General features: G+C 62.6%; 25 protein-coding genes. 18 read left to right on the top strand and 7 right to left on the bottom strand.

All coding sequences use genetic code 11. The features are described 5' to 3' along the window. Window positions 1-97: 97 nt before the first annotated feature. Entirely contained in the window at window positions 98-1,099 is a 1,002-nt protein-coding gene (locus tag ACUXVH_RS25840) for an AraC family transcriptional regulator (protein ID WP_445496261.1), read from the bottom strand. A 171-nt stretch (window positions 1,100-1,270) separates the two neighbouring features. Between ACUXVH_RS25840 and ACUXVH_RS25845 the strand changes: the two genes are divergently transcribed. After that, window positions 1,271-2,122: a 3-hydroxybutyryl-CoA dehydrogenase gene (locus ACUXVH_RS25845; RefSeq protein WP_015634954.1), complete on the top strand. Its 852-nt coding sequence runs from the start codon at window positions 1,271-1,273 to the stop codon at window positions 2,120-2,122. Then, window positions 2,115-2,711, top strand: a complete 597-nt coding sequence (locus ACUXVH_RS25850) for a TetR/AcrR family transcriptional regulator (protein ID WP_011060465.1) — start codon at window positions 2,115-2,117, stop codon at window positions 2,709-2,711. Before ACUXVH_RS25845 ends, ACUXVH_RS25850 begins: the two co-directional genes overlap by 8 nt. Window positions 2,712-2,714: 3 nt before the next feature. Here the strand turns inward: ACUXVH_RS25850 and ACUXVH_RS25855 are convergent, their stop codons facing one another. Both ACUXVH_RS25855 and ACUXVH_RS25860 read right to left on the bottom strand, forming a co-directional pair. Beyond that, complete coding sequence (locus tag ACUXVH_RS25855; protein ID WP_011060464.1) at window positions 2,715-3,350, bottom strand: response regulator transcription factor; 636 nt, start codon at window positions 3,348-3,350, stop codon at window positions 2,715-2,717. Next, window positions 3,347-5,248 carry a PAS domain-containing sensor histidine kinase gene (locus ACUXVH_RS25860; RefSeq protein WP_220224080.1) on the bottom strand — a complete coding sequence of 634 codons (1,902 nt, stop codon included), beginning with the start codon at window positions 5,246-5,248 and terminating at the stop codon, window positions 3,347-3,349. Before ACUXVH_RS25860 ends, ACUXVH_RS25855 begins: the two co-directional genes overlap by 4 nt. Before the next feature lie 358 nt (window positions 5,249-5,606). Here ACUXVH_RS25860 and ACUXVH_RS25865 point away from each other — a divergent pair, with 358 nt between their 5' ends. From ACUXVH_RS25865 to ACUXVH_RS25885, 5 genes are all read left to right on the top strand, one after another. After that, entirely contained in the window at window positions 5,607-7,229 is a 1,623-nt protein-coding gene (locus ACUXVH_RS25865; RefSeq protein WP_015634950.1) for an acyl-CoA synthetase, read from the top strand. Window positions 7,230-7,425: 196 nt separating this feature from the next. Next, window positions 7,426-9,198, top strand: coding sequence for an acyl-CoA dehydrogenase C-terminal domain-containing protein (locus ACUXVH_RS25870; RefSeq protein ID WP_065363507.1), 1,773 nt, complete (start codon window positions 7,426-7,428; stop codon window positions 9,196-9,198). A 120-nt stretch (window positions 9,199-9,318) separates the two neighbouring features. Beyond that, a complete protein-coding gene (locus tag ACUXVH_RS25875; protein ID WP_065363506.1) occupies window positions 9,319-9,732 on the top strand; it encodes an LIC_13387 family protein in 414 nt (137 codons plus the stop codon). A 50-nt stretch (window positions 9,733-9,782) separates the two neighbouring features. After that, the gene (locus tag ACUXVH_RS25880; protein ID WP_019095110.1) at window positions 9,783-10,385 is read left to right on the top strand and encodes a hypothetical protein; all 603 of its coding nucleotides are present in this window, start codon (window positions 9,783-9,785) and stop codon (window positions 10,383-10,385) included. Window positions 10,386-10,435: 50 nt separating this feature from the next. Continuing rightward, entirely contained in the window at window positions 10,436-10,960 is a 525-nt protein-coding gene (locus ACUXVH_RS25885; protein ID WP_019095111.1) for a hypothetical protein, read from the top strand. Window positions 10,961-11,054: 94 nt separating this feature from the next. Here ACUXVH_RS25885 and ACUXVH_RS25890 read toward each other — a convergent pair whose 3' ends face one another. Further along, window positions 11,055-11,240: a DUF2188 domain-containing protein gene (locus tag ACUXVH_RS25890; protein WP_011060459.1), complete on the bottom strand. Its 186-nt coding sequence runs from the start codon at window positions 11,238-11,240 to the stop codon at window positions 11,055-11,057. 95 nt (window positions 11,241-11,335) lie between these two features. Beyond that, on the bottom strand, window positions 11,336-11,542 hold the full coding sequence (locus tag ACUXVH_RS25895; protein ID WP_015634945.1) for a DUF6021 family protein: 207 nt from the start codon (window positions 11,540-11,542) through the stop codon (window positions 11,336-11,338). A gap of 163 nt (window positions 11,543-11,705) precedes the next feature. Between ACUXVH_RS25895 and ACUXVH_RS25900 the strand changes: the two genes are divergently transcribed. From ACUXVH_RS25900 to ACUXVH_RS25950, 11 genes are all read left to right on the top strand, one after another. Further along, the gene (locus tag ACUXVH_RS25900; protein ID WP_065363505.1) at window positions 11,706-12,335 is read left to right on the top strand and encodes an HAD family hydrolase; all 630 of its coding nucleotides are present in this window, start codon (window positions 11,706-11,708) and stop codon (window positions 12,333-12,335) included. 317 nt (window positions 12,336-12,652) lie between these two features. Continuing rightward, window positions 12,653-12,841 (top strand): DUF1843 domain-containing protein, encoded by a 189-nt coding sequence (locus tag ACUXVH_RS25905; RefSeq protein ID WP_015634943.1) that lies wholly within the window; start codon window positions 12,653-12,655, stop codon window positions 12,839-12,841. A gap of 36 nt (window positions 12,842-12,877) precedes the next feature. Further along, window positions 12,878-13,513, top strand: coding sequence for a DUF1842 domain-containing protein (locus ACUXVH_RS25910; RefSeq protein ID WP_065363504.1), 636 nt, complete (start codon window positions 12,878-12,880; stop codon window positions 13,511-13,513). Between the two features lie 51 nt (window positions 13,514-13,564). Then, a complete protein-coding gene (locus ACUXVH_RS25915; protein ID WP_011060454.1) occupies window positions 13,565-14,173 on the top strand; it encodes a DUF1842 domain-containing protein in 609 nt (202 codons plus the stop codon). Window positions 14,174-14,305: 132 nt separating this feature from the next. Next, complete coding sequence (locus tag ACUXVH_RS25920) at window positions 14,306-15,772, top strand: GDL motif peptide-associated radical SAM/SPASM maturase (protein WP_065363503.1); 1,467 nt, start codon at window positions 14,306-14,308, stop codon at window positions 15,770-15,772. A gap of 175 nt (window positions 15,773-15,947) precedes the next feature. Next, window positions 15,948-16,361, top strand: coding sequence for a VOC family protein (locus tag ACUXVH_RS25925; RefSeq protein WP_041117105.1), 414 nt, complete (start codon window positions 15,948-15,950; stop codon window positions 16,359-16,361). 532 nt (window positions 16,362-16,893) lie between these two features. Then, a complete protein-coding gene (locus ACUXVH_RS25930; RefSeq protein WP_065363502.1) occupies window positions 16,894-18,108 on the top strand; it encodes a hypothetical protein in 1,215 nt (404 codons plus the stop codon). Between the two features lie 39 nt (window positions 18,109-18,147). Then, entirely contained in the window at window positions 18,148-19,086 is a 939-nt protein-coding gene (locus tag ACUXVH_RS25935) for a glycosyltransferase family 2 protein (protein WP_197731928.1), read from the top strand. 57 nt (window positions 19,087-19,143) lie between these two features. After that, window positions 19,144-19,554 (top strand): GtrA family protein, encoded by a 411-nt coding sequence (locus ACUXVH_RS25940; protein WP_051167105.1) that lies wholly within the window; start codon window positions 19,144-19,146, stop codon window positions 19,552-19,554. 48 nt (window positions 19,555-19,602) lie between these two features. After that, window positions 19,603-20,328, top strand: coding sequence for a GNAT family N-acetyltransferase (locus ACUXVH_RS25945; protein WP_041117100.1), 726 nt, complete (start codon window positions 19,603-19,605; stop codon window positions 20,326-20,328). Window positions 20,329-20,664: 336 nt separating this feature from the next. Further along, entirely contained in the window at window positions 20,665-21,453 is a 789-nt protein-coding gene (locus ACUXVH_RS25950) for a helix-turn-helix transcriptional regulator (protein WP_053150412.1), read from the top strand. A 60-nt stretch (window positions 21,454-21,513) separates the two neighbouring features. Here the strand turns inward: ACUXVH_RS25950 and ACUXVH_RS25955 are convergent, their stop codons facing one another. Both ACUXVH_RS25955 and macA read right to left on the bottom strand, forming a co-directional pair. Then, window positions 21,514-23,472, bottom strand: coding sequence for a MacB family efflux pump subunit (locus ACUXVH_RS25955; protein ID WP_041117091.1), 1,959 nt, complete (start codon window positions 23,470-23,472; stop codon window positions 21,514-21,516). A gap of 2 nt (window positions 23,473-23,474) precedes the next feature. Further along, complete coding sequence (macA, locus tag ACUXVH_RS25960) at window positions 23,475-24,626, bottom strand: macrolide transporter subunit MacA (protein WP_011060449.1); 1,152 nt, start codon at window positions 24,624-24,626, stop codon at window positions 23,475-23,477. Window positions 24,627-24,776: the final 150 nt, after the last annotated feature.

Raw genomic sequence — 24,776 nt, forward strand, 5'->3', positions numbered from 1 at the left:
GACCGAGACCCAACAAAGCCACTCAGTTGCTTTTGAAACTTTCTACGCCCTTTCGCACCAGAAACACTAACCACAAAATCAATAGAGCCTTACAAGGCTAATGACGGGCGCGGTAGCGCCCGGGACTTTCGCCGGTCCATTTCTTGAACGCGCGGTGGAAGGCGCTGGGCTCCTGGAAGCCGGTGAGTTCGGCAATCTCGCTGATGCTGACGCTGGTGCGGCGCAACAGTTCAACGGCGACACCGCGGCGCACTTCGTCCTTGATTTCCTGGTACGAGCCGCCTTCGCGCTCCAGGCGCCGGCGCAGGGTGCTGGCGCTCATCTGCACTTCGCGGGCGAAAGCTTCCAGGGTCGGCCACTGGCTGTAGTGGCTGCCCCGCAGGCGCTGGTGCACCTGGGTGGTCAGGCCATGCTGGTTGCGAAAGCGGATCACCAGCCATTGCGGGGCGCTGCGCAGGAACACCTTGAGCGAGGCCAGGTCCTGGACCACCGGCAGGCGCAGGAAGCGGCTGGCGAATTCGATCTCGGTGCGCCCGGCGTTCCAGCTCAGGTTGCTGCCCCACAGCAGCGGGTCATCGCTGAGGCTCAGGCGTGAATGACGAAAATCGGCGCGGTCGATGGGAATCCGTCGCCCGCCGAGCCAGCACAGCAGGCTGATGACCAGCACCAGCAGGGTTTCCTCAGCGTAATGGCTACGCAGCGGATCGTCGCAGCGGCTGTCCAGGCTGATCACCGCGCGCTTGCCCCGCAGGCTGAGGCTGGCGCGGACGTCCCGCAGGAACAGGCCGAAGTTGTTCAGGCACTGGCGCAGGGCCTTTTCCAGATTGGGCTCCTGGATCAGCCCGCGGCAGATCAGGGCAAAGGCCCCCGGCGGCATACCCCGGGAGTCGAGCTGGAAGAATTCGTCCTGCAACTCGCGGATCTGGATCAGCCACAGGGCGGCAAAGGCACTGCCGGGCACCCGCGCCCGGGGCTGGTCGAGCAACGCCGGATCGATACCGGCCTCGCGCAGCACGGCCGCCAGCCGCGCCGGCTGCTGGCGCAGGGCGTGGGTCATCACCCGGACAAAGTAGACCGCGACCGAATCCGATTCACGCATGTAGAGGCTGTGCTCCCGTAGCTGGACCTATGGCAAAAAACGCCAGCACGCTTGACCGCTTTCGGCATAGGCCGGCCACCGCACCGGGCTCTAGACTCGCGCTGGATAACGCGCTGTGCAAGGCAACCGCGCCATGCTCCGCGAAGGCAATGAACAAAGGAAGAGCTGAAGATGAATCTTGCGAATATCGGGGTGATCGGCGCCGGCACCATGGGCAACGGCATCGCCCAGGTCTGCGCCCAGGCGGGCTTTGACGTGACCCTGCTGGACATCGCCCAGGGCGCCCTGGAAAAGGCCCTGGCCACCATCGGCAAGAACCTCGACCGCCAGGTGAGCAAGGGCACCCTCGGCGAAGACGACAAGCTCGCCGCCCTGGGCCGGATCCGCATCAGCACCGACTACGGCGTGCTCAAGGATGCGCAACTGGTGATCGAAGCCGCCACCGAGAACCTCGACCTCAAGCTCAAGGTGCTGCAGCAGATCGCCGCCCAGGTCAGCGCCGAGTGCGTGATCGCCTCCAACACCTCGTCGCTGTCGATCACCCAACTGGCCGCCAGCGTCAGCGCGCCCGAGCGGTTCATCGGCCTGCACTTCTTCAACCCGGTGCCGGTGATGGGCCTGATCGAGGTGATCCGTGGCCTGCAGACCAGCGACGCGACCCACGCCCTGGCCATGAATATGGCCCAGCGCCTGGGCAAGACCGCGATCACCGCCGGCAACCGCCCCGGTTTTGTGGTCAACCGCATCCTGGTGCCGATGATCAACGAGGCGATCCTGGTGTTCCAGGAAGGCCTGGCCAGCGCCGAGGACATCGACGCTGGCATGCGCCTGGGCTGCAACCAGCCGATCGGCCCACTGGCCCTGGCCGACCTGATCGGCCTGGACACCCTGCTGGCGATCCTTGAAGCCTTCTACGACGGCTTCAACGACAGCAAGTACCGCCCCGCGCCGCTGCTCAAGGAAATGGTTGCCGCCGGCTACCTGGGGCGCAAGACCGGTCGGGGTTTCCATCACTATGGCTGAGCGTTGCTCACGCTTTGCCGAAAGCCGCGACAAGGCCCTGGAGCTGTTCGCCAGCAAGGGCTTCGGCCAGGTCGGCATGCGTGAGCTGGCGAGCCATCTGGGGCTGACCCCGGGCTCGCTGTACCACCATTACCCGAGCAAGCAGCACCTGTTGCTGGACCTGATCGAGGAGTTCTTCGATGAGCTGCACAGCACCCTCAAGCGCCTGCAACGGCGCAAGTTGCAGGGCGACTGCCTGCCGGCGCTGATCCGCGCCCACCTGAAGCTGCATCGGGAATTGCCGCGGCATTTCCGCCTGGTGGAGCGCGACAGCGGCTGCCTCAATCCCGACCAGCAACTGCGGGTCGGGCAATTGCGCGAACGCTACGAACAACAGCTGGTGCAGTTGCTGGGCACCCCGACCGGCCTTGGCCCACAGGCGCAGCGCGCCGCGGCCCATGCTTTGGCCAACCTGCTCAACAGCGCCCCCAGCTGGTTCAGCGAACAACCCCTGGCCGAGCGTGAACGCGAAGCCCTGTTGGAAAACCTGCTGAGCGGCGCCATCGAGCGGCTGCTGGGCGGCGTGCCCGTGCGCAGCGCGGTGGCCTGAGCCTCAGCGCAGGTGCAGCGGGTCTACCAGCCCGGCGGCAATGGCCATGCCCACCAGTTCCGGCAGGTGTTCGGCCTGCATGCGTTTCATCACCCGTGAGCGATACAGGTCGATGGTCTTGATGCTGACCCCCAGTTGCTCGGCAATTTCCCGGTTGGTGTAGCCCTGCACCAGCGGCAGCAACACGTCTTTCTCCCGTGGCGTCAGGCTTTCCAGCAGCGCCTGCACCCGGGCCTGCCCGGCACTCTGGTTCTGATGGTTGTCGGCGCGGCTCAGGGCCTGCTGCACGCTGTCCAGCAGCAGCTGTTCGTTGTAGGGCTTTTCAATGAAATCCACCGCCCCGGCCTTGAACGCGCGGACCACGATGGGCACGTCGGCGTGGCCGCTGACAAAGATCAGCGGCAGGCGGATATCGCGCTGGCGCAGCTCTTCCTGAACGTTCAGCCCGCCCATGCCGGGCATGCGCACATCCAGCAGCACGCAGGCATTGAGGCTCGGATCGCAGTGTTCGAGAAACTCGCGGCCACTGGTGAAGGGCAGCGCCTTGAGCCCCACCGACTCCAAGAGCCAGACGGTGGAGTCGAGCATGCCCGGGTCGTCGTCGACCACATACACCAGTTGCTGCGCCACACTCGTCATTGCCTTGCTCCTGTCGTTGCGGGGGAAGTTGCCTGGGACGTTGCCGAGGGGTCGGCCGGGGCACTGGCCGGCAGCCGGCAGCACATGCGCAGGCCGACGGCCTGGGGCTGGGCCTGCAAGTCGCCGCCAAAGCCCTCGACGATGCTGCGGCTCATGGACAGCCCGAGCCCCAGGCCATTGGCCTTGCTGGTGTAGAACGGGGTGAACAGCTGCGGCAGTTGCTCGGCGCAGACACCGGGGCCCTGGTCGCTGACGCTGATCTGCACCCCGCCTTCGGCCGTCGCCTCGGCGGCCAGCACAATGTGCGAGCCCTGCTGCCCATGCACTTCGCGGTTGGCCTCGATGGCGTTGCGCAGCAGGTTCAGCAGCACCTGCTCCAGCAGCACCCGGTCGGCGTACACCGGCGGCAGATTATCCGCCAGCTGCAAGTCGATCGTCACCTGGCTGGCCTGGGCTTCCCAGGCACACAGGCGCACGGTTTCCCGGGCCACTTCGGCGATGTCCAGGGCCTGCACCCGGCGCCCGCCCTTGCGCAAAAAGGCCCGCAGGCGCTTGATCACTTCGGCGGCGTGGGTCGCCTGCTCGGCAATCCGTTCCAGGCCCTGGGCCACCTTGCGGGCGGCCTCGGGCTGGGTGCCCAGGGCCTGCAAGTAGCGCTGGCTGGCATTGGCGTAGTTGACCACTGCGGCCAGCGGCTGGTTGATCTCGTGGGCGATGCCCGAGGCCAGTTCGCCCAGGGTCACCAGGCGCGCGGTGTGGGCCAGTTCGTCCTGGTGATGGCGCTGCTGGGCTTCGCGCAGTTCGCGCTCGCTCTGGTCGTGGGCCACCAGGGAATAGAAACGCTCGCCACTGGCCGCGCGGTGGGCCAGGAGCATCAGCGAGACCGGCACCGAGGCGCCGCCGGCCGGCGGTTGCAGGCGCGCCTCGATGCTCCAGCGGCCGCTGTGTTCAGCGCGGTCCCAGCCTTCGCGTTGCAGGCTGTCGAGTACCGCAGCGCTGAGGATGGCCGCCAGTGGCGGCATTGCCTGCCCGTCGCCGAGCCCCAGGGTGCGCCGCGCCGCCGGGTTGAGGTAGGTCACCGCGCCGCCGGGCTGGATGAACAGCACCGGGTCGGGGTTGGCCTCTACCACTTCCGCCAGGCGCCGCTTGTTCTCTTCGGCCTGGACCCGGGCGGTGATGTCCCGGGACACCGCCACCACTTCCACCACGGTGCCGGTGTAGGTGTCGCGAATGCCGCGGCAGGCGGTTTCGAACCACAGGTAGTGGCCGTCGCGATGGCGGATGCGATAGGTCATGGTGTGGTAGCCGTCCTGCTCCAGGGCATCGCGGGTGCGCTGCATCAGCCCGGCCAGGTCCTGGCTGTGGAACAGGCTGCGGGCCAGGCGCCCGCGCAGTTGCTCGGGCCAGTAGCCGAGCAGGGTCCAGGAGGCCGGTGAGGCGTCGAGGAAGCTGCCGTCCGGGGTGTGCCGGGAAATCAGGTCAGTGGTGTTTTCGGTGATCAGGCGGTACAGGCGCCGGGCCTTGGCCGACTCGCGCTCGGCCCGGACCTGGGCCGTGGCTTCCTGGCAGCGCGCCAGTACCCGCTGGCGATGCGGATCGGGGATAAAGCTCCAGAGCAGGATGCGCTCGCCCCACTGGGCTTCCACCTGCTCGATGGCCCGCTGCTGCTCCAGGCAGGCACGCACCAGGGCCGGGTGGTTGATCGGCAGCAGGGCCGCGAGATCGCCAGTGGCCGCATCATCCAGCCACTGGCTCAGCGCCGGGTTGAGGTCCAGCGGCTGCGCCTGGGCGTCCAGCAGCAGGCTGGGTTGCGGGTCGTGGCCGAGCCAGGGCGAGTCCGGCAACTGGCCTTCACGCTGCAGGCGCAGCCAGTGACGCAGGTGGGTAGAGTCGGGCATGGTCGATCAGTCTCGCGGCCGGAAGGGTAGGTTCTTTTTATAGTATAACTACTATACAACTCAGGTAGTACTTCCATATCAATCAACAAACAGTATATAAAAGACCCCGGATAAGTCACCGAGCTTTCGCTGGGTGTGCTGCGTACCTGTAAGCAACGCCGAACGTAGGAGCTGGCTTGCCAGCGAAGAGGCCCGTGGGATCGCTTTCGCCGGCAAGCCGGCTCCTACGGGCGCAGGTGTTCTTGAGATCGCCTTCGCCGGCAAGCCGGCGCCTACAGTGGGTGCCCCCAGGTACACAGCACACGCCACCCAAGCCTCGGCCAATAGAGCTAATAATCAGCCACCGGGTACCCGAACCATGTCCATCTACGAGCAAGGCCTGGCGCCGACTGCCGTCAACCATATCGCCCTCTCCCCCTTGAGCTTCATCGAGCGTACCGCTGCGGTTTACCCCGATTACCCGGCGGTGATCCACGGTTCGATTCGCCGCACCTGGGCCCAGACCTACAGCCGCTGCCGGCGCCTGGCCTCGGCCCTGGCCGGGCGCGGCATCGGCAAGAACGACACGGTGGCGGTGATGCTGCCCAACATCCCGGCAATGCTCGAAGCACACTTCGGCGTGCCGATGATCGGCGCCGTGCTCAATGCCCTCAATGTGCGCCTGGACGCCGAGGCCATCGCCTTCATGCTGGCCCACGGCGAAGCCAAGGTGCTGATCGCCGACCGCGAGTTCCATGAGGTGATCCACGCCGCCGTGGCCATGCTCGATCACCCGCCCCTGGTGATCGACCTCGACGACCCGGAGTACGGCGAGGGCCAGCCGGTCAGCGAGCTGGACTACGAAGCGTTCCTCGCCGAGGGCGATCCCGAGTTTGCCTGGCAGTGGCCCGATGACGAGTGGCAGGCCATCGCCCTGAACTACACCTCGGGCACCACCGGCAACCCCAAGGGCGTGGTCTACCACCACCGCGGCGCCTACCTCAACGCCCTGGGCAACCAGATGACCTGGGCCATGGGCAACCACCCGGTGTACCTGTGGACCCTGCCGATGTTCCACTGCAACGGCTGGTGCTACCCCTGGACCGTCACCGCCCTGGCCGGGGTGCATGTGTTTTTGCGCCGGGTTGACCCGCAGAAGATCCTCGACCTGATCCGCGAGCATCAGGTCACGCACCTGTGCGGCGCGCCCATCGTGCTCAATGCCCTGGTGAACATGCCCGACACCGCCAAGGCGGCCATCGACCACCCGGTCAACGCCATGGTGGCCGGGGCCGCGCCGCCGGCCAAGGTGATCGGCGCGGTGGAGGAAATGGGCATCAAGGTGACCCACGTCTACGGCCTGACCGAGGTCTATGGCCCGGTGACCCTGTGCGCCTGGCACGCCGCCTGGGATGAACTGCCCCTGGAACAGCGGGCGCAGATCAAGTCGCGCCAGGGCGTGCGCTACCCGACCCTGGAAGGGGTGATGGTGGCCGACCCGAAAACCCTCGAACCCACACCCCGGGACGGCCAGACCATCGGCGAGATCTTCATGCGCGGCAACACCGTGATGAAGGGCTACCTGAAGAACCCCACGGCCACCGCCGAAGCCTTCGAGGGCGGCTGGTTCCATACCGGCGACCTGGGGGTGACCCACCCGGACGGCTACGTGGAGATCCGCGACCGGCTCAAGGACATCATCATTTCCGGGGGCGAGAACATTTCCACCATCGAACTGGAAGGCGTGCTCTATCGCCACCCGGCAGTGCTGGAAGCCGCGGTGGTGGCCCGGCCCGATGAAAAGTGGGGTGAGACGCCCTGTGCCTTCATCACCCTCAAGGCCGATCATCAGGACGTGCGCGAAGCCGAGATCATCGCCTTCTGTCGCGAGCACCTGGCAGGCTTCAAGGTGCCGCGTACCGTGGTCTTCAGCCCGTTGCCCAAGACCTCCACCGGCAAGATCCAGAAGTTCGTCCTGCGCGACATGGCGAAAAACCTCTAGCCTGAATACACCTACCCAGCCCTTGTAGGAGCTGGCCGGGCGGCGCTCCGCTTGCCAGCGAAGGCGTCGGCCAGGGCGATGCATGGCTTGCGGGCCTCTTCGCCGGCAAGCCGGCTCCTACATGGTGGCGGGATTTTCGTTGTCGATTCATGCGGCCGAGGCCGCTCAACCTCCACTTTTGCCCGAGGTTCCTGCAATGCCCGAATTCAACGCTCCGCTGCGCGACATGCGCTTTGTCCTGCATGAAGTGTTCAACGCACCCAAGCTCTGGGCGCGCCTGCCGGCCCTGGCCGATACCGTGGACGGCGACACCGCCGACGCCATTCTCGAAGAAGCGGCCAAGGTCACCGGCAACCTGATCGCCCCGCTCAACCGCAGCGGCGACGAGGAAGGCGCCAGCTGGCACGCCGGGCAGGTGCACACCCCGGCCGGTTTCAAGGAGGCCTACAGCACCTATATCCAGGGCGGCTGGGTCGGCCTGAGCGGCAACCCGGCCTACGGCGGCATGGGCATGCCGAAGATGCTCGCGGTGCAGTTCGAGGAAATGCTCTACGCCGCCAACTCCAGTTTCGCCCTGTACTCGGCCCTGAGTTCCGGGGCCTGCCTGGCCATCGATGCCCACGCCAGTGAAGCGCTGAAACAGCTGTACCTGCCGCCGATGTACGAAGGCCGCTGGGCCGGTTCCATGTGCCTCACCGAGGCCCACGCCGGCACCGACCTGGGGATCATCCGCACCCGCGCCGAGCCCCAAGCCGACGGCAGCTACCGCATCAGCGGCAGCAAGATCTTCATCACCGGCGGCGAGCAGGACCTGACCGAGAACATCATCCACCTGGTGCTGGCCAAGCTGCCGGACGCCCCGGCCGGGCCCAAGGGCATCTCGCTGTTCCTGGTGCCGAAGATCCATGTGGACGCCAACGGCAATCTCGGCGCGGCCAACGCGGTGAGCTGCGGTTCCATCGAGCACAAGATGGGCATCAAGGCCTCGGCCACCTGCGTGCTGAACTTCGACGGCGCCACCGGCTGGCTGATCGGCGAGGCCAACAAGGGCCTGGCGGCGATGTTCACCATGATGAACTACGAGCGCCTGTCCATCGGCATCCAGGGTATCGGCTGCGCCGAGAACTCCTACCAGAACGCCCGCACCTACGCCCGCGAGCGCATCCAGAGCCGCTCCCCGGCCGGCCCGGTGGCCAAGGACAAGATCGCCGACCCGATCATCGTCCACCCCGATGTGCGGCGCATGCTGCTGACCATGAAGGCCATGACCGAAGGCGGCCGCGCCTTCGCCAGCTACGTCGGCCAGCAGCTGGACCTGGCCAAGTTCGCCGACCAGCCCCATGAGCGGCACAACGCCGAGGCCCTGGTGGCGCTGCTGACCCCGGTGGCCAAGGCGTTCTTCACCGACACCGGCCTGGACAGTTGCGTGCTGGGCCAGCAGATCTTCGGCGGCCACGGCTACATCCGCGAATGGGGCCAGGAGCAACTGGTGCGGGATGTGCGCATCGCCCAGATCTACGAAGGCACCAACGGCATCCAGGCCCTGGACCTGTTGGGGCGCAAGGTGGTGGGCAACGGCGGCGTGGCCCTGCGCCTGTTCACCGGCGAGATCCGCGACTACGCCTACCTGCCCGGCGCCGCCTACGCCGCCGAGCTGCTGGACGCGGTGCAACGCCTGGAAGACCTCAGCGACTGGCTGCGTGAACAGGCGGCGCAAAACCCCCACGCGGTGGGCAGCGCCTGCGTCGAATACCTGCAGCTGTTCGGCTACGTGGCCTACGCCTACCTGTGGGCGCGCATGGCCCAGGTGGCCGAGCACAAGCGTTCCGAGGACGACGGTTTCTACGGTGCCAAGCTGGCCACCGCGCGCTTCTACTTCAGCCGCATGCTGCCGCGCATCCTCAGCCTGGAGCAGAGCATCCGTGCCGGCAGCGCCTCCTTGTTCGGCCTCGACGCCGAGCACTTCTGAGCCCCTGGGCAGGGCGCCCGGCGCCCTGCCCCGTGCTGGCAAAAAACCGCCGCCCGCAGGTGCAAAACCCCGGGCGGCCCGGCATACTCCGCGCACCCGAGCACCGCCCAAGGAAGAAACGTGTTGGCCCCCGCCCTGATCATCGCCAGCTCAGCCATCGTGCTGCTGCTCGGCACCCTGCACCTGATCTACACCTTCGCCACCGACAAATTCCAGCCCCGTGACCCGGCCCTGGCCGAACGCATGCGCCAGGTGTCACCGATGATCACCCGCCAGACCAGCCTGTGGCGGGCCTGGGTCGGCTTCAACGCCAGCCACAGCCTGGGCGCCATGCTGTTCGGCCTGGTCTATGGCTACCTCGCCTGGCTGCACCCGGCCCTGCTGCTGGAGGCCCGTGGCTTGCTGCTGATCGGCCTGGGGTTTCTCGCCAGCCTGTGGGTGCTGGCCATCCGTTACTGGTTTCGCATTCCCCTGGCGGGCATCAGCATCGCCCTGGTGCTGTTCGTGTTTGCCTGCGGTTTGCTGTTGGTTTGAACCCAGCCCACCACACACTCTCATCGGCCCTGTTTTTTTCGAGTCTCTGCATGTCGCCCCTGCACACCTTCTGGTCCCGGCTCTACTACCTCCTGTGCTGGATCGCCGTGGCCGCACAATTGGCCACCATGATCCGTTGCAACCTGCACCTGATCGTCCCCCGGGAAGTCGGCGGCACGCTGTTCGGCGGCTCCATGGGTTTCATGCTGTACCTGGGCGGCTGGGCCTTCAGCGTCATCGGCCTGGGCCTGGCCGTGCTGACCCGGGTGCCCGGCGCCCGCCTGGCCTGGATCATCGGTGGGCTGGTGCAGTTGCTGCTGGGCCTGTGGTGGCGGATCCACTACCCGGATGATTTCGACGGCAACCTGATCTTCAGCATCCAGGCCCGGGAGCTGGACTATGTGATGGTCTTCGGTTTCGCCCTGGTCTACAGCGGCATCTACCTGTTGCACCAGCAGCGGCTCAAGCCGAGAGCCCCCGCCACCCTCCGTGAGCTGTCGTTGCGGATTGCATGGGCGGTGTTGCTGGGGGGCTTCTTCATCCCCCCCTTGGTCAATGCCAGCAAGGCGCCCCTGCCGTACTGCGCCTTCAACCGGGCCGGCGAACAGTTGAGCCTGTGCCTGGGCCCTGGCACCCGGGTCATTGTCGACTGACCGTCAACCCCGCCTCTTTCTTGCTTCACCAAACCTCGATGAGTGTGCCCATGTCTCGCCTGTTTACCCTGTGGTTGTGGCTCTACCGCCCTCTGTGCTGGATCGTCGTTGCCGCGCCCTTGTCGCTGATGCTGCTGTGCGACGTGCAGATGATGCAGCCGCGGGATGTCAGCAGCACGCTGTTCGGTGGGGCCATGGGCTTTCAGCTGTACCTCTTTGTCTGGGTGCTGTGCCTGATCGGCCTGGCCGTGACCCTGCTGACCCGGATGCCCGGCGCGCGCCTGGCCTGGCTCCTGGCCGGGCTGGTGCCGCTGCTGCTGGGCGCCTGGTGGCGGCTCGACTACCCGGATGACCAGGACGGCAGCCTGGCCATCAGCCCCCAGAAGTGGGAGCTGGAGTACATGATGGGCATCACCTGTGTGTTCGTGGTCAGCGGCCTGTACTTCTACTGGCGCCGCCGCCTCGCCCCGCGGCCCGCCGCCGACAACGCCGATGAGCTGTTTCTGCAGACCCTGTGGGCACTGGCCCTGGCAGCAGCCTTCATCCTCCCGCTGCTGAGTTTCATGCAGCCGTAATTGCGCCCCGCTGCGCCCTCGCCCCGTCCGGCCATGCCCCCGGCCGGGCATAAAAAAGCCCCGAACCGGTCGGGGCTTTTTTCCTGCCAGGGCGCTAGCCACCGGTGGCGGCCGGTCGTTGCCTGCGCGCCGGCAGGGCGGCGGCAAAGGCCATGGCCTCTTCCCGGGTGCCGAAGGTAGCAAGCCGGTCACCCGGCGTGCAGACCTTCCAGGGCCCGTGGTTGACGCTCAAGACCTGATAGCCGTTGATCTGCAGTTTGTTCAGCAGCGGCGTGCTCATGGACACCTCCTTTTTCCTCGGCGAGCCTGGGGCTTGGGCGTTTTACCTTACACCCGCCACACCGCCCGGCGACTGCCGCATGTCGGCGCGCCGGGTCACTTCTTCAGGTTGGCCAGGGGATCGTAGGCCCGCGAGCGCTTGCGCCGGTGCTCGGGTTCAGGGCGATCCAGGGGTGCCCTGGCCGGGCCTACCGGGTCTACCTGGGGGTCGGCCAGGTCTGGCGAATCGGGGTCGAAACCCGGGTCATGATGATTCGAGGCATGCTCGGACGAGCGCGGCCCCGTGGGGTTCTTGGCAGTCATGGGCAGCTCCTGTGCCAGCCTGGAAAAGGCCGGATACAGGGGTTGGATCACGATTCGTGGCCAGGGTGCCGCCGAGCGGACCAGCGGCCAGCGGCAAATTGCATTGTGCTGCCGGGCGTCGCAGGATGGCGCCTGGCCCATAACCGCTCAAAAGGACGTGTTCATGACGATTCGTGCCGTGGTTTTCGATTTTGGTGGCGTGCTGTTCGACTGGAGCCCGCACCACCTGTACCGCCAGCTGATCCCCGACGATGAGCGCCGCCAGTGGTTCCTCGACACCATCTGCACCCAGACCTGGAATACCCGGCAGGACGCCGGCCGCAGCCTGGCCGAGGCGACCCGCAGCCTGGTGGCCGAGCACCCCGACCATGCCCCCTTGATCGAGGCCTATTACGGGCGCTGGCCGGAAATGCTCAAGGGTCCACTGGATCAGGGCGTGGCCCTGCTGGAAGAACTGCACCAGGCGCAGGTGCCCCTGTTCGGGCTGACCAACTGGTCCCGGGAAACCTTTCCCTATGCCTGGGACAATTACCCGTTTCTGCAGCGCTTTCGCGACATCGTCGTGTCGGGACAAGAGCGCCAGATCAAGCCGGATGCCGAGATCTATCACACGACCCTGGGGCGCATTCGTGCGCATTTGCCGGGGGTGGCCCCCGAGGAACTGGTGTTCATTGACGACCATGCGCCCAATATCGTCGCCGCAACGGCGCTGGGGTGGCATGCGATTCATCATGTGACGGCGGCTGAGACGCGGCGCCGGCTGGAGGAGTTGGGGGTGGTCCGAGCGCACTGACACCCCGTAGGGGCTGGCTTGCCAGCGAAGGCGCCGGCCAGGGCGATGCATGGCTGTCGAGGGCCTCTTCGCCGGCAGCCGGTGCCTACGCTCGCCCCCCTTTCTCACCCCCTCCTATCACCATCCGCAATCACCTCCCGCCTGCATATCGCCCTTTGGAATGTCTCCAAAATCAACCCTTTACCGACCGTGAATCCACCGGTCGGAAACCCACAAAATCAATGTGCCATTACCCTGCCAATTCCACACGCGCTGCTTAACTGCAAAAGCTGCCGAGTAGCGCAGCACCCCATCCACACCCACGGAAGGCAAACGCCATGAGCAATGCATCCCAACATGTGATCCCCCCCTACGGAGTCGCCATCCAGTCGGCCATCAGCGAAGGCAAGCTGCCGGAGATGAAAGCCCTGCTGGCCAAGCGCGATCCGGCCAGGAACGAACCCAAGGATCTGCACAACGCCTACGAACAGCTGGCCAAGGAAGTCGCCCGCCTGGAACGCCGCTGATCGCGGTTCCCCTGTCATTGAATGGAGGCAAAGCAAATGTCCGGCAACTACTCGCAAGCCGAAGGCCTGTTCCCCCTGAGCTACCGCATCGGCACCTCGCAACCCGGCGCGCCCACCCTGATCCTCAACCTGCTGGTCTATACCCCGGAACACAGTGTGCGCGGCACTTCCAGCATCACCCAGGCGGTCAACCCGCCCCTGGACCTGCACAGCGATGTCTGGGGCCAGTACACCTACCTCACCGTCATGCCGCCCAGCACCAGCAAGATCCTCATCACGGCCCAGGGCAACCAGGGCGGCCCGGGGTCGAACTCGGTGATCAACTTCAAGCTGCACCTGGTGGTCAGCGACGACTGGAAGGAAGGCGTGGCCAACTATCAGTACTACAACGGCCACAGCTGGGTGACGGTCAACCAGGTGCCCGCCCACCTGCAGGAAACCGTGCAGTCCAGCACCCTGTCGGCCCCTCTGCACCGCGGCCAGCCCAACCATCCGCTGCCGCCGATCTCGGCGCTGTACGGGGCGCCGATCCACGGTGCCATCGCCAGCGGTGACCTGGCGCAGATGAAGAGCCTGCACAAGGTCGCCACCCAGCAACTGGAACAGCTGCCGCTGATCCGCACCGCACTGGTGGCCGCCAAGGCCGAGATCAGCCAGCAGGAGCGGCGCTGAGCCCGGCCGTCCATCGAACCTGATGTCTTCAAGAAGATAAGGAGTTGCAGCATGACAATCGGACTGTTCCATACCCGCCTCATCGTCGCCAACCCCGTGATCGGTGGGCCGGTGCTGACCCTCGACCTGCTGGTCGATACCCCGAAGAAACGCGTCAGCGGCGTTGCCCGCGTGACCCAGAGCACCTCGCCACCGGTGCAGTTCCACGCCGACGTGTGGGGCGACTACTCCCAGGTCAAGCTCGACCCCTCCAGCGAGGGACACATCATCCTCAGCCTGGCCGGCAATCCCAGCGGCCCCACCAGCCAGATCGCCGAGACCTTCCATCTGCAGGGCATCCTCGGCCTGGACTGGGCCAGCGGTTTCGCCAGCTACAAGTACCAGTTCCAGGGGCACTGGCACGTGGTGCAACACGCCGCCGTGAGCCCGGCCCCGGTGGAGCAGGCGCAGGCGGCGGACTACGCCAGCCAGGCCGGCCCGGCCGCCGAAGTGCGCCACCCGCTGTATGCCGTGGCGCTGCAGCAGGCCCAGGCCAGCGGCGACCTGGCGCGGCTCAAGGCACTGGTGGCCCAGGGCGAGCAGCAACTGGCCAACGCTGACAACCTGACCCAGGCGGTGCAGCAGTTGCAGGCAGAAATCAGCCGCCTGGAACAGCGCTGACCACCAGCCCCCGGGGCCGCCCGCCGCGGCCCCGGGGGCTGCCACAAAACGACCGCGCCATTGCGACACAAGGAAGGCGCGCCTATTTCGATGGGTTGGTGCCGCGCACCGCCGGGTGCGCAAGGAACTCTCATGTCAGACCGTCTCCCCGCCCGCTACCTCAGCGAAACCGACCTCAAGCGCTTTGTCCCGGTGCACGTGGTCTGGGAAATCACCCTCGCCTGCGACCTCAAGTGCCTGCATTGCGGCTCCCGCGCCGGGCATCGGCGCCCGGGCGAACTCAATACCCAGGAATGCCTGTCGGTGATCGATTCGATCGCCGCCCTGGGCACCCGGGAAGTCACCCTGATCGGTGGCGAAGCCTATCTGCGAAAGGACTGGACGCGGCTGATCCAGGCCATCCACGACCACGGCATGTACGTGGCGATCCAGACCGGCGGGCGCAACCTGACCCCGGCCAAGATGCAGGCCGCGGTGGATGCCGGGCTCAATGGCGTCGGCGTCTCTCTGGATGGCCTGGCGCCGCTGCATGACGCGGTGCGCAATGTCCCCGGCTCCTTCGACAAGGCCCTGGATACCCTGCGCCGGGCCAAGCAGGCCGGGCTCAAGGTCAGCGTCAACACGCAGATCGGCGCCGCCACCCTGCCCGACCTGCCGGCCCTGATGGAGCTGATCATCGATGCCGGCGCCAGCCACTGGCAGATCCAGCTGACCGTGGCCATGGGCAATGCGGTGGATCACCCCGAGCTGCTGCTGCAGCCCTACCAGTTGCTGGAGGTGATGCCGCTGCTGGCGCGCCTATACCGCGAAGGCGCCGAGCGCGGGCTGCTGATGAATGTGGGCAACAACATCGGCTACTACGGCCCCTACGAGCACATGTGGCGCGGCTTCGGCGACGACCGCGTGCACTGGAGCGGCTGCGCCGCCGGGCAGACGGTCCTGGCCCTGGAGGCCGACGGCACGGTCAAGGGCTGCCCGTCCCTGGCCACCGTGGGTTTCTCCGGTGGCAACGTGCGCAGCATGAGCCTGCACGACATCTGGCACTACAGCGAAGGCATCCACTTCGGCCGCCTGCGCTCGGTGGACGACCTATGGGGCTACTGCCGCACCTGTTACTACAACGATGTCTGCCGCGGCGGCTGCACCTGGACCTCGCACTCGCTGCTGGGCAAGCCGGGGAACAATCCCTACTGCCACTACCGGACCCTGGACCTGGCGAAAAAGGGCCTGCGCGAACGCATCATCAAGCTCGAAGACGCCGGCCCGGCGTCGTTCTCGGTGGGCCGTTTCGACCTGATCACCGAACGCATCGACACCGGCAAGGCGGTATCGAGCGTTAACGACAGCGGCCAGGTGATCAAGCTGGCCTGGGTCAACCAGGGCCAGGCGTCGCCCGAGGAAGGCCGCATCCCGCCGCGCCTGGCCCTGTGTCGCAGTTGCCTGGAGTACATCCACGCCCATGAAAGCACCTGCCCGCACTGCAACGCCGATGTTGCCGCCGCCGAAGCCCGGCACCAGCAAGACCGGCTGCGCCAGCAGGCGCTGATCAACACCCTGCACCAGTTGCTCGGCACGCCCCAGGAGCAGCCGCGCCTGTAACCCCCGCCCGCACCGCCGCCGCGCCCCCAATGGCGCGGCGACGGTTATATCGCCACGGGCGAGCATGGAAAAACCATCTATAAAAAAACCTCCGCGCAGGGCCGATAGCGGCTTTGCTATGGAAGTTCGTCCACAGGCCCGCGTGCCTGCCCGTTACCTGCGACCGGAGCACAGCATGAAAATCAACCCCTACCTGGTGTTCAACGGCACCTGCAAGGCCGCCTTCACCTTCTATGCCCAATGCCTGAACGGCACCCTGGAAATGATGATGACCTTCGGTGAAAGCCCGGCCCGTGATCACATCTCTGCCGACTGTCACGAACGCATCATGCACACCCGCCTGAGCGTCGGCGACCAGGTGCTGATGGGCTCGGACACCACCCCTGAGCTGCCCTACCTGGGCATCCACGGCTGTTCGATCTCGCTGAACATCGACAACGCCGCCGAAGCCGAACGGGTATTCGCCGCCCTGGCCGAACAGGGCAACGTGCAGATGCCCCTGGAAGCCACCTTCTGGGCCGAGCGCTTCGGCATGCTGGTGGACCGCTTTGGTGTGCCATGGATGGTCAATTGCGAGAAGCGCCAGTAACCCTGGCCCACCTGACTACCAACATTGCCCTCCTCCAGGAAGTTCTGGGTGGCTTCCCGGGGAGGTCAATCCGTTGCGGATGTAGCAGCCAAACCAATTGTCGGAAGCGGATATTCCTGCGACCAATGAGGACGAAGACCAGATCAGTTTGCTGTTTCGCTCCGAAAACAGCACTCGTGGGCCAACAATAGAGGACTCCCTAGAGGGACTGAGGGTATACTCGCCGCCAAATTTACCTCTCGCCCCTTAGCTTGACGGGGACTTGGGCCTATAAGGTCCGGCAGCAGGACGATGCTCTTGAACCTAAAACAGAAAGTAAAACAGGAACAGATTCTGAACACGAAAATCAAAACATCATCGTCGTCAATAAACCATTGACTCAGTGCGACCCAGAATTACTTTATCACTTAAACATATGCAAAAAACATAGACCAACCCAAAGACCAACTCATTCCGGCAAGATTAAATAGAACACCAAAACCACTCCAAGAATAGATTCCTGTAAAAACCAGAATAAAATAGGCGAGAGCGAATGACAGACGACAATATAAGCGAAACATATCCAGCACCAGATAAAAACCGCCAACACCACACTCGCGCCTACTTCATACTACTTGCATTTACTTTCATCACCTTCACCCCCCTTATATATAAGCTCTCAACAATTGGCGGAGACTATGTTGCACACCTGAAATGGGCGAGCGATATGGAAGATAACGGCACTCTCATGCTGCCGCACCCGCTATACCATCTACTCACGATCCTCACTAAAAATATTTTAAGTGTCAATTACGCCATAGCCTCCACCATCATCATAGTTTCCGCCATTTACCTGCTGGCGATCTTAAACTATAAAGTCCTCAGCCGGTACACCTCAGCTAAAACAGCCACGCTTGTGTCAGTATGTTTACTAGTGGCCAGCCCCCTCCAGATCCTTGCGGTATTTGACCATCATTTCTATTTTGGCTATGTGGGGCTTACGATTTATCATAGTCCAACAATGCTCCTGCTCAAGCCACTAGCCCTCATCGCTTTTTGCTACACATTAAAATCTTTCACCGAAACCTCAGGCAACACACTCTCAAGAGGCACGCTACTGGCAATTTCAATTTTTTTCTGCGGAATATCAAAGCCAAATTTCCTTATTATCATTTTGCCAGCACTGATTTTATTTCTCATCGCAACCCAGCAACTGAAAAGCAGCCTGAAAAGCGCATATATTTACTGGGCTTTTTTCCTGCCGACAGTATTCGTGCTCAGTCTTCAGTTTCTGCACACCTACTTCTACCAAAGCCTTTCAATAGAAACCGCAAATGAGGAAAGCCACGTTTTATTTCTTCCTTTTAAAAGCATGGCCCACTACTCAAAATACTTGTTCATCAAGCTGATTCTATCTATCGCATTCCCACTTCTTGTACTCTGCTACTACCCTAAAGAGTTCATCAAAGACAAGGCACTGCTTCTCGCATCGCTCTGTCTCTTGATGGGGTTAATTTTGACTTACTTCTTTTCTGAAAGTGGCTACCGGATGTATGCCGGAAATTTTTGGTGGAGCGGTCAGATTGGCCTATACTTGACTTTCCTTTTCTCTGCAGCATTCCTGCTAAAAAACAAAGAAGCTTTTACAACAACAATAAGCAACGTAAAAAAATATAAACGTTGCGTCATCTTGTTTTTCGCACACACTGCATTCGGAGCACTCTACTACTTCCTAGAGCTCTGTTTTCGCTATCAAAAATTCTGGTAAATCCCGAACTCCCCTTTAAACCTATAAATGATAAGCACAGTGGAAAATCCAAAAGAAAAACCTCACATTTCTGTCGTCGTACCTGTTTACAAGGCTGAAAATTCGCTGATGGAGCTTTATGCGCGATTGAAAACATCGCTGGAAGAGATCACACCAAATTTTGAAATCCTGTTGATTGAGGACTGCGGCGGCGATCGCTCCTGGGATTTAATAAAACAGTTGGCAAAGGTCGATCCAAGAGTGCGGGGAATTCAGCTAAGCCGGAACTTCGGCCAGCATTACGGCATCACTGCGGGTCTCGATAGTTCCCGAGGAGATTGGGTTGTGGTCATGGACTGCGACCTACAGGATCGTCCTGAAGAAATTCCCCGGTTATATGCCAAGGCACAGGAAGGGTACGACATTGTCCTGGCTCTACGAGGTTTAAGAAAAGACTCTGCAATAAAGCGCCTAGGCTCGTGGTTTTTTTACAAGACGTTCAGTTATCTTGCCGACTTTGAGTATGACGGGAATAGCGGTAACTTTCGAATAATTTCCCGCCAAGTTACTGACAATCTGTGCCAAATGCGTGAACAGTTGCGTTTTTTTGGCGCCTTGGTCCACTGGATGGGCTTTACCAGCACCGGCATTGATGTCGAGCACTGCGAACGTGGCCACGGCAAAAGCACTTACACTTTCTCCAAACTTTGGAGTCTGGCCATGGATACCATTATCGCCTATTCGGACAAACCACTTAGGCTTGCAGTAAAGCTCGGCTTTACAATGGCCTCACTTTCATTCATCTATGGTATCTACCTTATGATCACCACCTACTTTCATGGCACGGTAGTACAAGGTTGGACCAGCCTCATGGTATCTATTTTCTTCATTGGCGGAATTGTCATCTCCATTCAGGGCGTAGTCGGCATATATATAGGCAAGACATTCGATGAGACTAAAAAGCGTCCGCTTTATATCGTCGGACGAAAAACCTTCTAGTCTGAATACTGGCAGTTCCACTACCCCTTCAACTCCAAAGCCAAATAGAATGCCATAGTGAACACTATCCCTACCCATACCATCATTCAGCTGATTCGCTACGGAATTATTGGCGTAACCAGCAATGCCTTGGCTTACGCTGGTTACTTACTGATCGTGTATGCCGGTTGCGGAGAAAAATTGTCTATGACGCTTATGTATCTGGCAGGAGCCACCTACAGCTATTCTGTCAACTACCGTTGGACTTTCAAAAAAAGCGGGCGAGCTGGCGCACCATTTCGCTACATACAAATGCATGTATCAGGCTATGTGATAAACCTGATATTACTGTATGTATTTTTCGACCAACTCCACTACCCACATGAAATAGTCCAAGCATCGGCCATAATATTATTAGCGGCGTACAGTTTTCTCGCATGCAAGTACTACGTGTTCAGGGAAAACCCTGTCACCCCCTTAAACTCTTAATACTTATCTCTTTGTAAAACAGCAATTAACTTAAACATCGAGAGAGCAATGGATATAGAAAAGCTTGAGTGGGACACCGATTTTTTTCAGACCCCAGTCTATCGAATCAGCAACCCCACACTTTCGAAGGCCCATCTGCAAGAGCAGTTAAGCAAGGCGCTAAAACTAGGTGCCAGCTTAGTTTACTGGCAATCAGAAAAAGAGCTGAGTGAGCTGGACTCACTCCCCATGAAAGGCAGCCTAGTAGATCTTAAGGCTACGTTCATCACCAACCTCGCCACCACCAAGGGCAAGAGATATTCGTCACTGGTGGAAACCTACCATCCATCAATGAAAGTTGAAGAGTTGATCGACCTCGCTGTTCAAAGCGGCGAGTACTCAAGGTTTTCAGTTGACCCTAATATCGACCTGGAAAAATTCCATGAGCTCTACAGCATCTGGGCCAGAAGGTCAGCAGCCAAGGAAATCGCTCTCGAGGTATTTGTGATACGCAGTAACACTAAAATAGTGGCGATGTTGACCGCTGGCACAAAGAACGGCATTGCAGACATAGGGCTACTCGCCGTTGATTCATCAGTTCGCGGACAAGGACATGGTCAAACGCTGGTCAGACACGCTCAACAATGGTTCCAGGACCGAGGTTTCAAGCAATGTCAGGTTGTTACCCAAAAGAACAACCTGTCCGCATGTGGGCTTTACCAGAAATGCGAATTTCAGATTCAGAAGATCGAACCTTTTTATCACTTCTGGAAAAAACCCAGTACTAGCGCCTGAGAATGTGATGAGCAGAACACTATCAGCCTCATTGGCCCAGCTAGGACCAGAGGAATGAGGCCATCGATGTATTGTGGTCCAGACCGATTTCAAGCTGCTCCCCCTCTACAGCGATTGATGGTGCGATCCTTCTTTAACCAGCCCCTCAAAAAAGCAAAGTCGATGCTTGAAAAATCGACTATTTGACCATTTTCACCAAACGACCAACAAAACCTTGTACTAGGATACGAGGCGACCCTTTGTCGCCCAGAGCAAACAGGAGGTAAATCAACCCTGACCCAAACTCGTTGCTATAAGGCAGCCCCCCTCCACACCTTCACATTCATGGATGAAATGATGAACTCACAAATACTGTTTCCACACATTGGTAAGGTCATCGCCAGCACCGGCAGCCGCAACTTTCCGCGTATGCTGCACGACCTGATACTCACCCAGCTGGCTGTGGACGCCACCCATATCACCCAACTGCGGGCCGACCCGGAACAGGCCGTCGGCAGAACCGGCAACACCCTGATGCAGACCCGCCACCCGCTGTACAGCGATGCCCATGCCAGCAATGACCCGCTGCTGCTCACCGGCTTTCCCGAACAACCCGGCGAACCGGCCCCGGGCCCGTCGCTGCAACGCCAGCGCGGCCACGCGGACCCGGCACAACTGCACCTGACCGGGCGCAAGGACTCCTACCACTACGTGCTCTCGGTGTACCGCAGCAGCCAGGACCAGAGCTTTTCCCCCCAGGAACGCCTGCTGTTGGAGGACATCTCGCCGTTGCTGCTGCCCATGGTGGAAAAACACATCAGCGCCCTGCAGCCCCGGGGCGATGCCGCCGAGCAGGACAGTGCCGCCATCGAGGGCCTGGCAAGCCTGCGCCTGCGCTTTGCCGCGCGCCTGGAACAGTCCGGGCTGCGCCTGTCCAACCGCGAGCTGGAGGTCTGTGTCGGGCTGCTGGCCGGGCGCACCGCGCCGCAGCTGGCCGAGCAGCTCAATCTCAAGGTCAATACCGTCGAAAGCTACTTGAAGCGCGCCGCCATCAAGCTCGGCATCAGTGGCCGGCACTCGCTGCTGCGCTGGATGTACTCGCCCGAGGAACAAGCGCCGCACAGCAGCGAAACCCCGACGGCCTGATCCGGCCTTGGCCCTGTAACCCCCGCCGGCCCCAGCGCCGGCGGTTCGGTCTACGGCCTGTCAATCCCGGGCCAGGGCCTCGATGGGATCCAGGCGCGCGGCGTTGCGCGCCGGAACGAAGCCGAAGACGATGCCGATCAGGGTCGAACAGGCGAACGCGGTAATGATCGACCCCATGGAAAACACCATCTCCCACTCCTTGATGAACAGGGTGAACAGGTAGCCGATGGCGAACGACAGGCTGATGCCGATGGCCCCGCCGATCAGGCAGACCATCACCGCCTCCACCAGGAACTGCTGGCGGATATCCGACTGCCGGGCCCCCACCGCCATGCGGATGCCGATCTCCCGGGTCCTCTCGGTGACCGACACCAGCATGATGTTCATCACCCCGATTCCCCCCACCACCAGGGAAATCACCGCGATCAGCGACAGCAGCAGGGCCAGGGAGCGGCTGGTGCGCTGCACCGTCTGCATGATGCTGTCGAGGTTGTTGGTGAAGAAATCCTTGGTGCCGTGGCGCTGCTCCATCAGCTTCTTCACATGCTCCTCCACCACTTTGCTCGGCTGGCCGTCCTTGATCCGCACGCTGATGCTGTCCAGGTGGCGCTGGCCGAGCACCCGCCCGGCGGCGGTCTCGTAGGGCAGCCAGACGTTCAGCAGGTTGCTGGCGGCGAACATGTTCTTGTTCTCCCGGGTCACGCCGATCACCGTGCACGGCAGGTTGCCCACCAGGATCACCTGCCCCAGCGGGTCGACATCCGGGCCGAACAGGCGGTTGCGGGTGTTGTGGTCGATCACCACCACCTGGGCCTGGCGCCGCGCGTCGTTCTCGCTGAAGGAAATGCCGCTGGCCAGCTTGATGTCGCGAACCTGGAAATACAGGTGGCTGACGCCGTTGACCGTGGCGTTGAGGTCGATGTTGCCGTAGCGCAGCAACAGGCTGCGGCCGACCATGGGCGTGGCACTGTCGACGTAGTACAGCTGGTTCAGGGCCGTCACGTCAGCGGGCATCAGGGTCTGGATCGCCGCCGCCCGGCTGTCGCCGAAACTGGCCCCGGGGAAGATGTCGATGGTGTTGCTGCCAATGGCCTGGATGTCCTTGAGCACGTAGCGCTTGGCGCCCTCGCCGATGGCCACGATGGACACCACCGAGGTGATGCCGATGACGATCCCGAGCATGGTCAGCAGGGTGCGCATGCGGTGCGAGACCAGCGCCACCCAGGCCATCACGAAGGCCTCCTTGAACAGCCCCAGGCTGGCCACCAGGCGCCGCGCACCGGCGGGCCGCACGCTGACCGGTGGCTCGCTCGGCGCCTCGTCCGCCGGGCGCGGGTTGGCCCGGTCGCTGACGATCTCGCCGTCGCGCACTTCGATGATGCGCTGGGCGTTGGCCGCCACCTTGGGGTCGTGGGTGACGATGATCACCGTGTGCCCCAGGCCGTGCAGTTCCTGGAGGATGTTCATCACCTCCTTGCCGCTGGCGGTGTCCAGGGCACCGGTGGGTTCGTCGGCGAGTATCACTTCGCCGCCGTTCATCAGCGCCCGGGCGATGCTCACTCGCTGCTGCTGGCCGCCGGAGAGCTGGTTGGGCCGGTGGCCCAGGTGCCCGGACAAACCCAGGCGCGCCAGCAGTTCCCGGGCCCGGCCATGGCGCCTGACTTGCGGGGTACCGGCGTAGATCGCCGGCATCTCGACGTTGTGCATGGCGCTCAGGTGCGGCAGCAAGTGGTAGCGCTGGAAGATGAAGCCGAAGTAGTCGCGGCGCAGTTCCGCCAGGGCCTGGTCGTCGAGGTCGCGGGTTTCCCGGCCGTTGACCTTGTAGCTGCCGGCGGTGGCGTAGTCCAGGCAGCCGAGGATGTTCATCAGGGTCGACTTGCCCGACCCCGAGGCCCCGGTGATCGCCACCATTTCCCCGGCCTGGATGCTCAGGTCGATGTGCTTGAGGGCCAGGAACTCCCGATCCCCGGCGGTGAAGCTGCGGCTGATGCCGGTGAGGTGCAGCAGGGGCTCGCTCATGCTCAGGCCCCTGCCGTGCCGGGCAGCGGATCACCGATCACCACCCGGTCACCCTCCGCCAGGCCGTCCTTGATCTGCACCTTGACGTTGTTGTTGATCCCGGTGCTGACGTTGCGCGCCTGGGCATGGCCCTTGGCGTCCAGCACCCGCACCGCGAAGCTGCCGTCGGCATTGCGCGGGCCCAGGGCCGCCACCGGTACCATCAGCACGTCCTTGGCGGTATCCAGCACGATGCGTACCTGGGCAGTCATGGAAATGCGTAGCCTATGGTCCGGGTTGGGCACGTCGAACAGCGCGTTGTAGAACACCGCGGTGTTCTGCTTGGGGGTGCCGGCGGTCTGGGTTTCGAGAAAGTTCTGCGGCGCCGGCTCAGTGCCCCGCAGTTTGGCGTAGTAGCGTTTTTCCGCCTCGCCGAGGATGGTGAAGTACACCTGTTGGCCGGGGGCGATATGGATCACATCGGCCTCCGAGACCTGGGCCTTGACGGTCATGGTGTCCAGGTCCGCCAGTTTGAGCAGCACCGGCGCCAGCTGGTTGGCGATCACCGTCTGGCCTTCCTGGGTCACCACCCCCACCACATCGCCATCGATCGGCGCGACGATGCGGGTGTAGGCCAGGTTGACCTTGGCGGTGTCGATCTGGATGTGCGCGCTCTTGATCTGCGCGTCCAGGGACAGCAGGTTGGCCCGCTGCACCTCGTAGTTGGATTCGGCGGTCTCGTAATCCTGCTGGGAAATCGAGGCGTCGGACTGCAAGTCACGGTAGCGCTCGTAGATGGCCTTGGTTTCCTTGAGCTGGGCCGCAGTGGCGCGGCGCTTGGCCTGCAGGTTCTCCTCGTCCACCTGGGCCTGGCGCAGGGTGTTCTGCAGCACCAGCGGGTCGATTTCCGCCAGCCACTGGCCCTTTTTCACCTTGTCCCCGACCTTGACCTTGAGCGACTTCAACTGCCCGGAGACCTGGGCCCCGACATCCACCTGCTTGATGCCTTCGAGCAGGCCCGAGGCCAGGACCGCGTTCTCGATATCCCCCCGTTCGACCTTGGCGGTCAGGTACTGCGGCGGCTCCGCCGGCGCCTGCACCGTATAGAAAATCAACCCGGCCACAACCACCAGCAACAGCCCCATACCGATTTTGCGAAACTTCGACTTTTCCATAGATGACCACAAGTCCGTTGAGGGCGGGCTGCACCGGCCAGCGGCGAGCCCCCTTACAGAACACCGTGCTGCCGTAGTGAGCGGTGTTCCAGATGAATGAAACCGGGTGTCCAGGCGCCGGCAGGGCCAGCGCCTGTGTTGCCCCGCGCC

It is taken from the genome of Pseudomonas sp. 8(2025) (assembly GCF_052665325.1).

What these genes read in the sequence shown, in the direction of transcription:
- ACUXVH_RS25925 (WP_041117105.1), top strand. Translation starts at nt 15,948, where the DNA reads ATGAAAATCAACCCCTACCTGGTGTTCAACGGCACCTGCAAGGCCGCC.
- ACUXVH_RS25915 (WP_011060454.1), top strand. Translation starts at nt 13,565, where the DNA reads ATGACAATCGGACTGTTCCATACCCGCCTCATCGTCGCCAACCCCGTG.
- ACUXVH_RS25840 (WP_445496261.1), bottom strand. Translation starts at nt 1,099, where the DNA reads ATGCGTGAATCGGATTCGGTCGCGGTCTACTTTGTCCGGGTGATGACC.
- ACUXVH_RS25890 (WP_011060459.1), bottom strand. Translation starts at nt 11,240, where the DNA reads ATGAGCACGCCGCTGCTGAACAAACTGCAGATCAACGGCTATCAGGTC.
- macA (WP_011060449.1), bottom strand. Translation starts at nt 24,626, where the DNA reads ATGGAAAAGTCGAAGTTTCGCAAAATCGGTATGGGGCTGTTGCTGGTG.
- ACUXVH_RS25865 (WP_015634950.1), top strand. Translation starts at nt 5,607, where the DNA reads ATGTCCATCTACGAGCAAGGCCTGGCGCCGACTGCCGTCAACCATATC.
- ACUXVH_RS25880 (WP_019095110.1), top strand. Translation starts at nt 9,783, where the DNA reads ATGTCGCCCCTGCACACCTTCTGGTCCCGGCTCTACTACCTCCTGTGC.
- ACUXVH_RS25850 (WP_011060465.1), top strand. Translation starts at nt 2,115, where the DNA reads ATGGCTGAGCGTTGCTCACGCTTTGCCGAAAGCCGCGACAAGGCCCTG.
- ACUXVH_RS25920 (WP_065363503.1), top strand. Translation starts at nt 14,306, where the DNA reads ATGTCAGACCGTCTCCCCGCCCGCTACCTCAGCGAAACCGACCTCAAG.
- ACUXVH_RS25930 (WP_065363502.1), top strand. Translation starts at nt 16,894, where the DNA reads ATGACAGACGACAATATAAGCGAAACATATCCAGCACCAGATAAAAAC.
- ACUXVH_RS25870 (WP_065363507.1), top strand. Translation starts at nt 7,426, where the DNA reads ATGCCCGAATTCAACGCTCCGCTGCGCGACATGCGCTTTGTCCTGCAT.
- ACUXVH_RS25910 (WP_065363504.1), top strand. Translation starts at nt 12,878, where the DNA reads ATGTCCGGCAACTACTCGCAAGCCGAAGGCCTGTTCCCCCTGAGCTAC.
- ACUXVH_RS25860 (WP_220224080.1), bottom strand. Translation starts at nt 5,248, where the DNA reads ATGCCCGACTCTACCCACCTGCGTCACTGGCTGCGCCTGCAGCGTGAA.
- ACUXVH_RS25885 (WP_019095111.1), top strand. Translation starts at nt 10,436, where the DNA reads ATGTCTCGCCTGTTTACCCTGTGGTTGTGGCTCTACCGCCCTCTGTGC.
- ACUXVH_RS25900 (WP_065363505.1), top strand. Translation starts at nt 11,706, where the DNA reads ATGACGATTCGTGCCGTGGTTTTCGATTTTGGTGGCGTGCTGTTCGAC.
- ACUXVH_RS25905 (WP_015634943.1), top strand. Translation starts at nt 12,653, where the DNA reads ATGAGCAATGCATCCCAACATGTGATCCCCCCCTACGGAGTCGCCATC.
- ACUXVH_RS25895 (WP_015634945.1), bottom strand. Translation starts at nt 11,542, where the DNA reads ATGACTGCCAAGAACCCCACGGGGCCGCGCTCGTCCGAGCATGCCTCG.
- ACUXVH_RS25950 (WP_053150412.1), top strand. Translation starts at nt 20,665, where the DNA reads ATGAACTCACAAATACTGTTTCCACACATTGGTAAGGTCATCGCCAGC.
- ACUXVH_RS25855 (WP_011060464.1), bottom strand. Translation starts at nt 3,350, where the DNA reads ATGACGAGTGTGGCGCAGCAACTGGTGTATGTGGTCGACGACGACCCG.
- ACUXVH_RS25945 (WP_041117100.1), top strand. Translation starts at nt 19,603, where the DNA reads ATGGATATAGAAAAGCTTGAGTGGGACACCGATTTTTTTCAGACCCCA.
- ACUXVH_RS25955 (WP_041117091.1), bottom strand. Translation starts at nt 23,472, where the DNA reads ATGAGCGAGCCCCTGCTGCACCTCACCGGCATCAGCCGCAGCTTCACC.
- ACUXVH_RS25845 (WP_015634954.1), top strand. Translation starts at nt 1,271, where the DNA reads ATGAATCTTGCGAATATCGGGGTGATCGGCGCCGGCACCATGGGCAAC.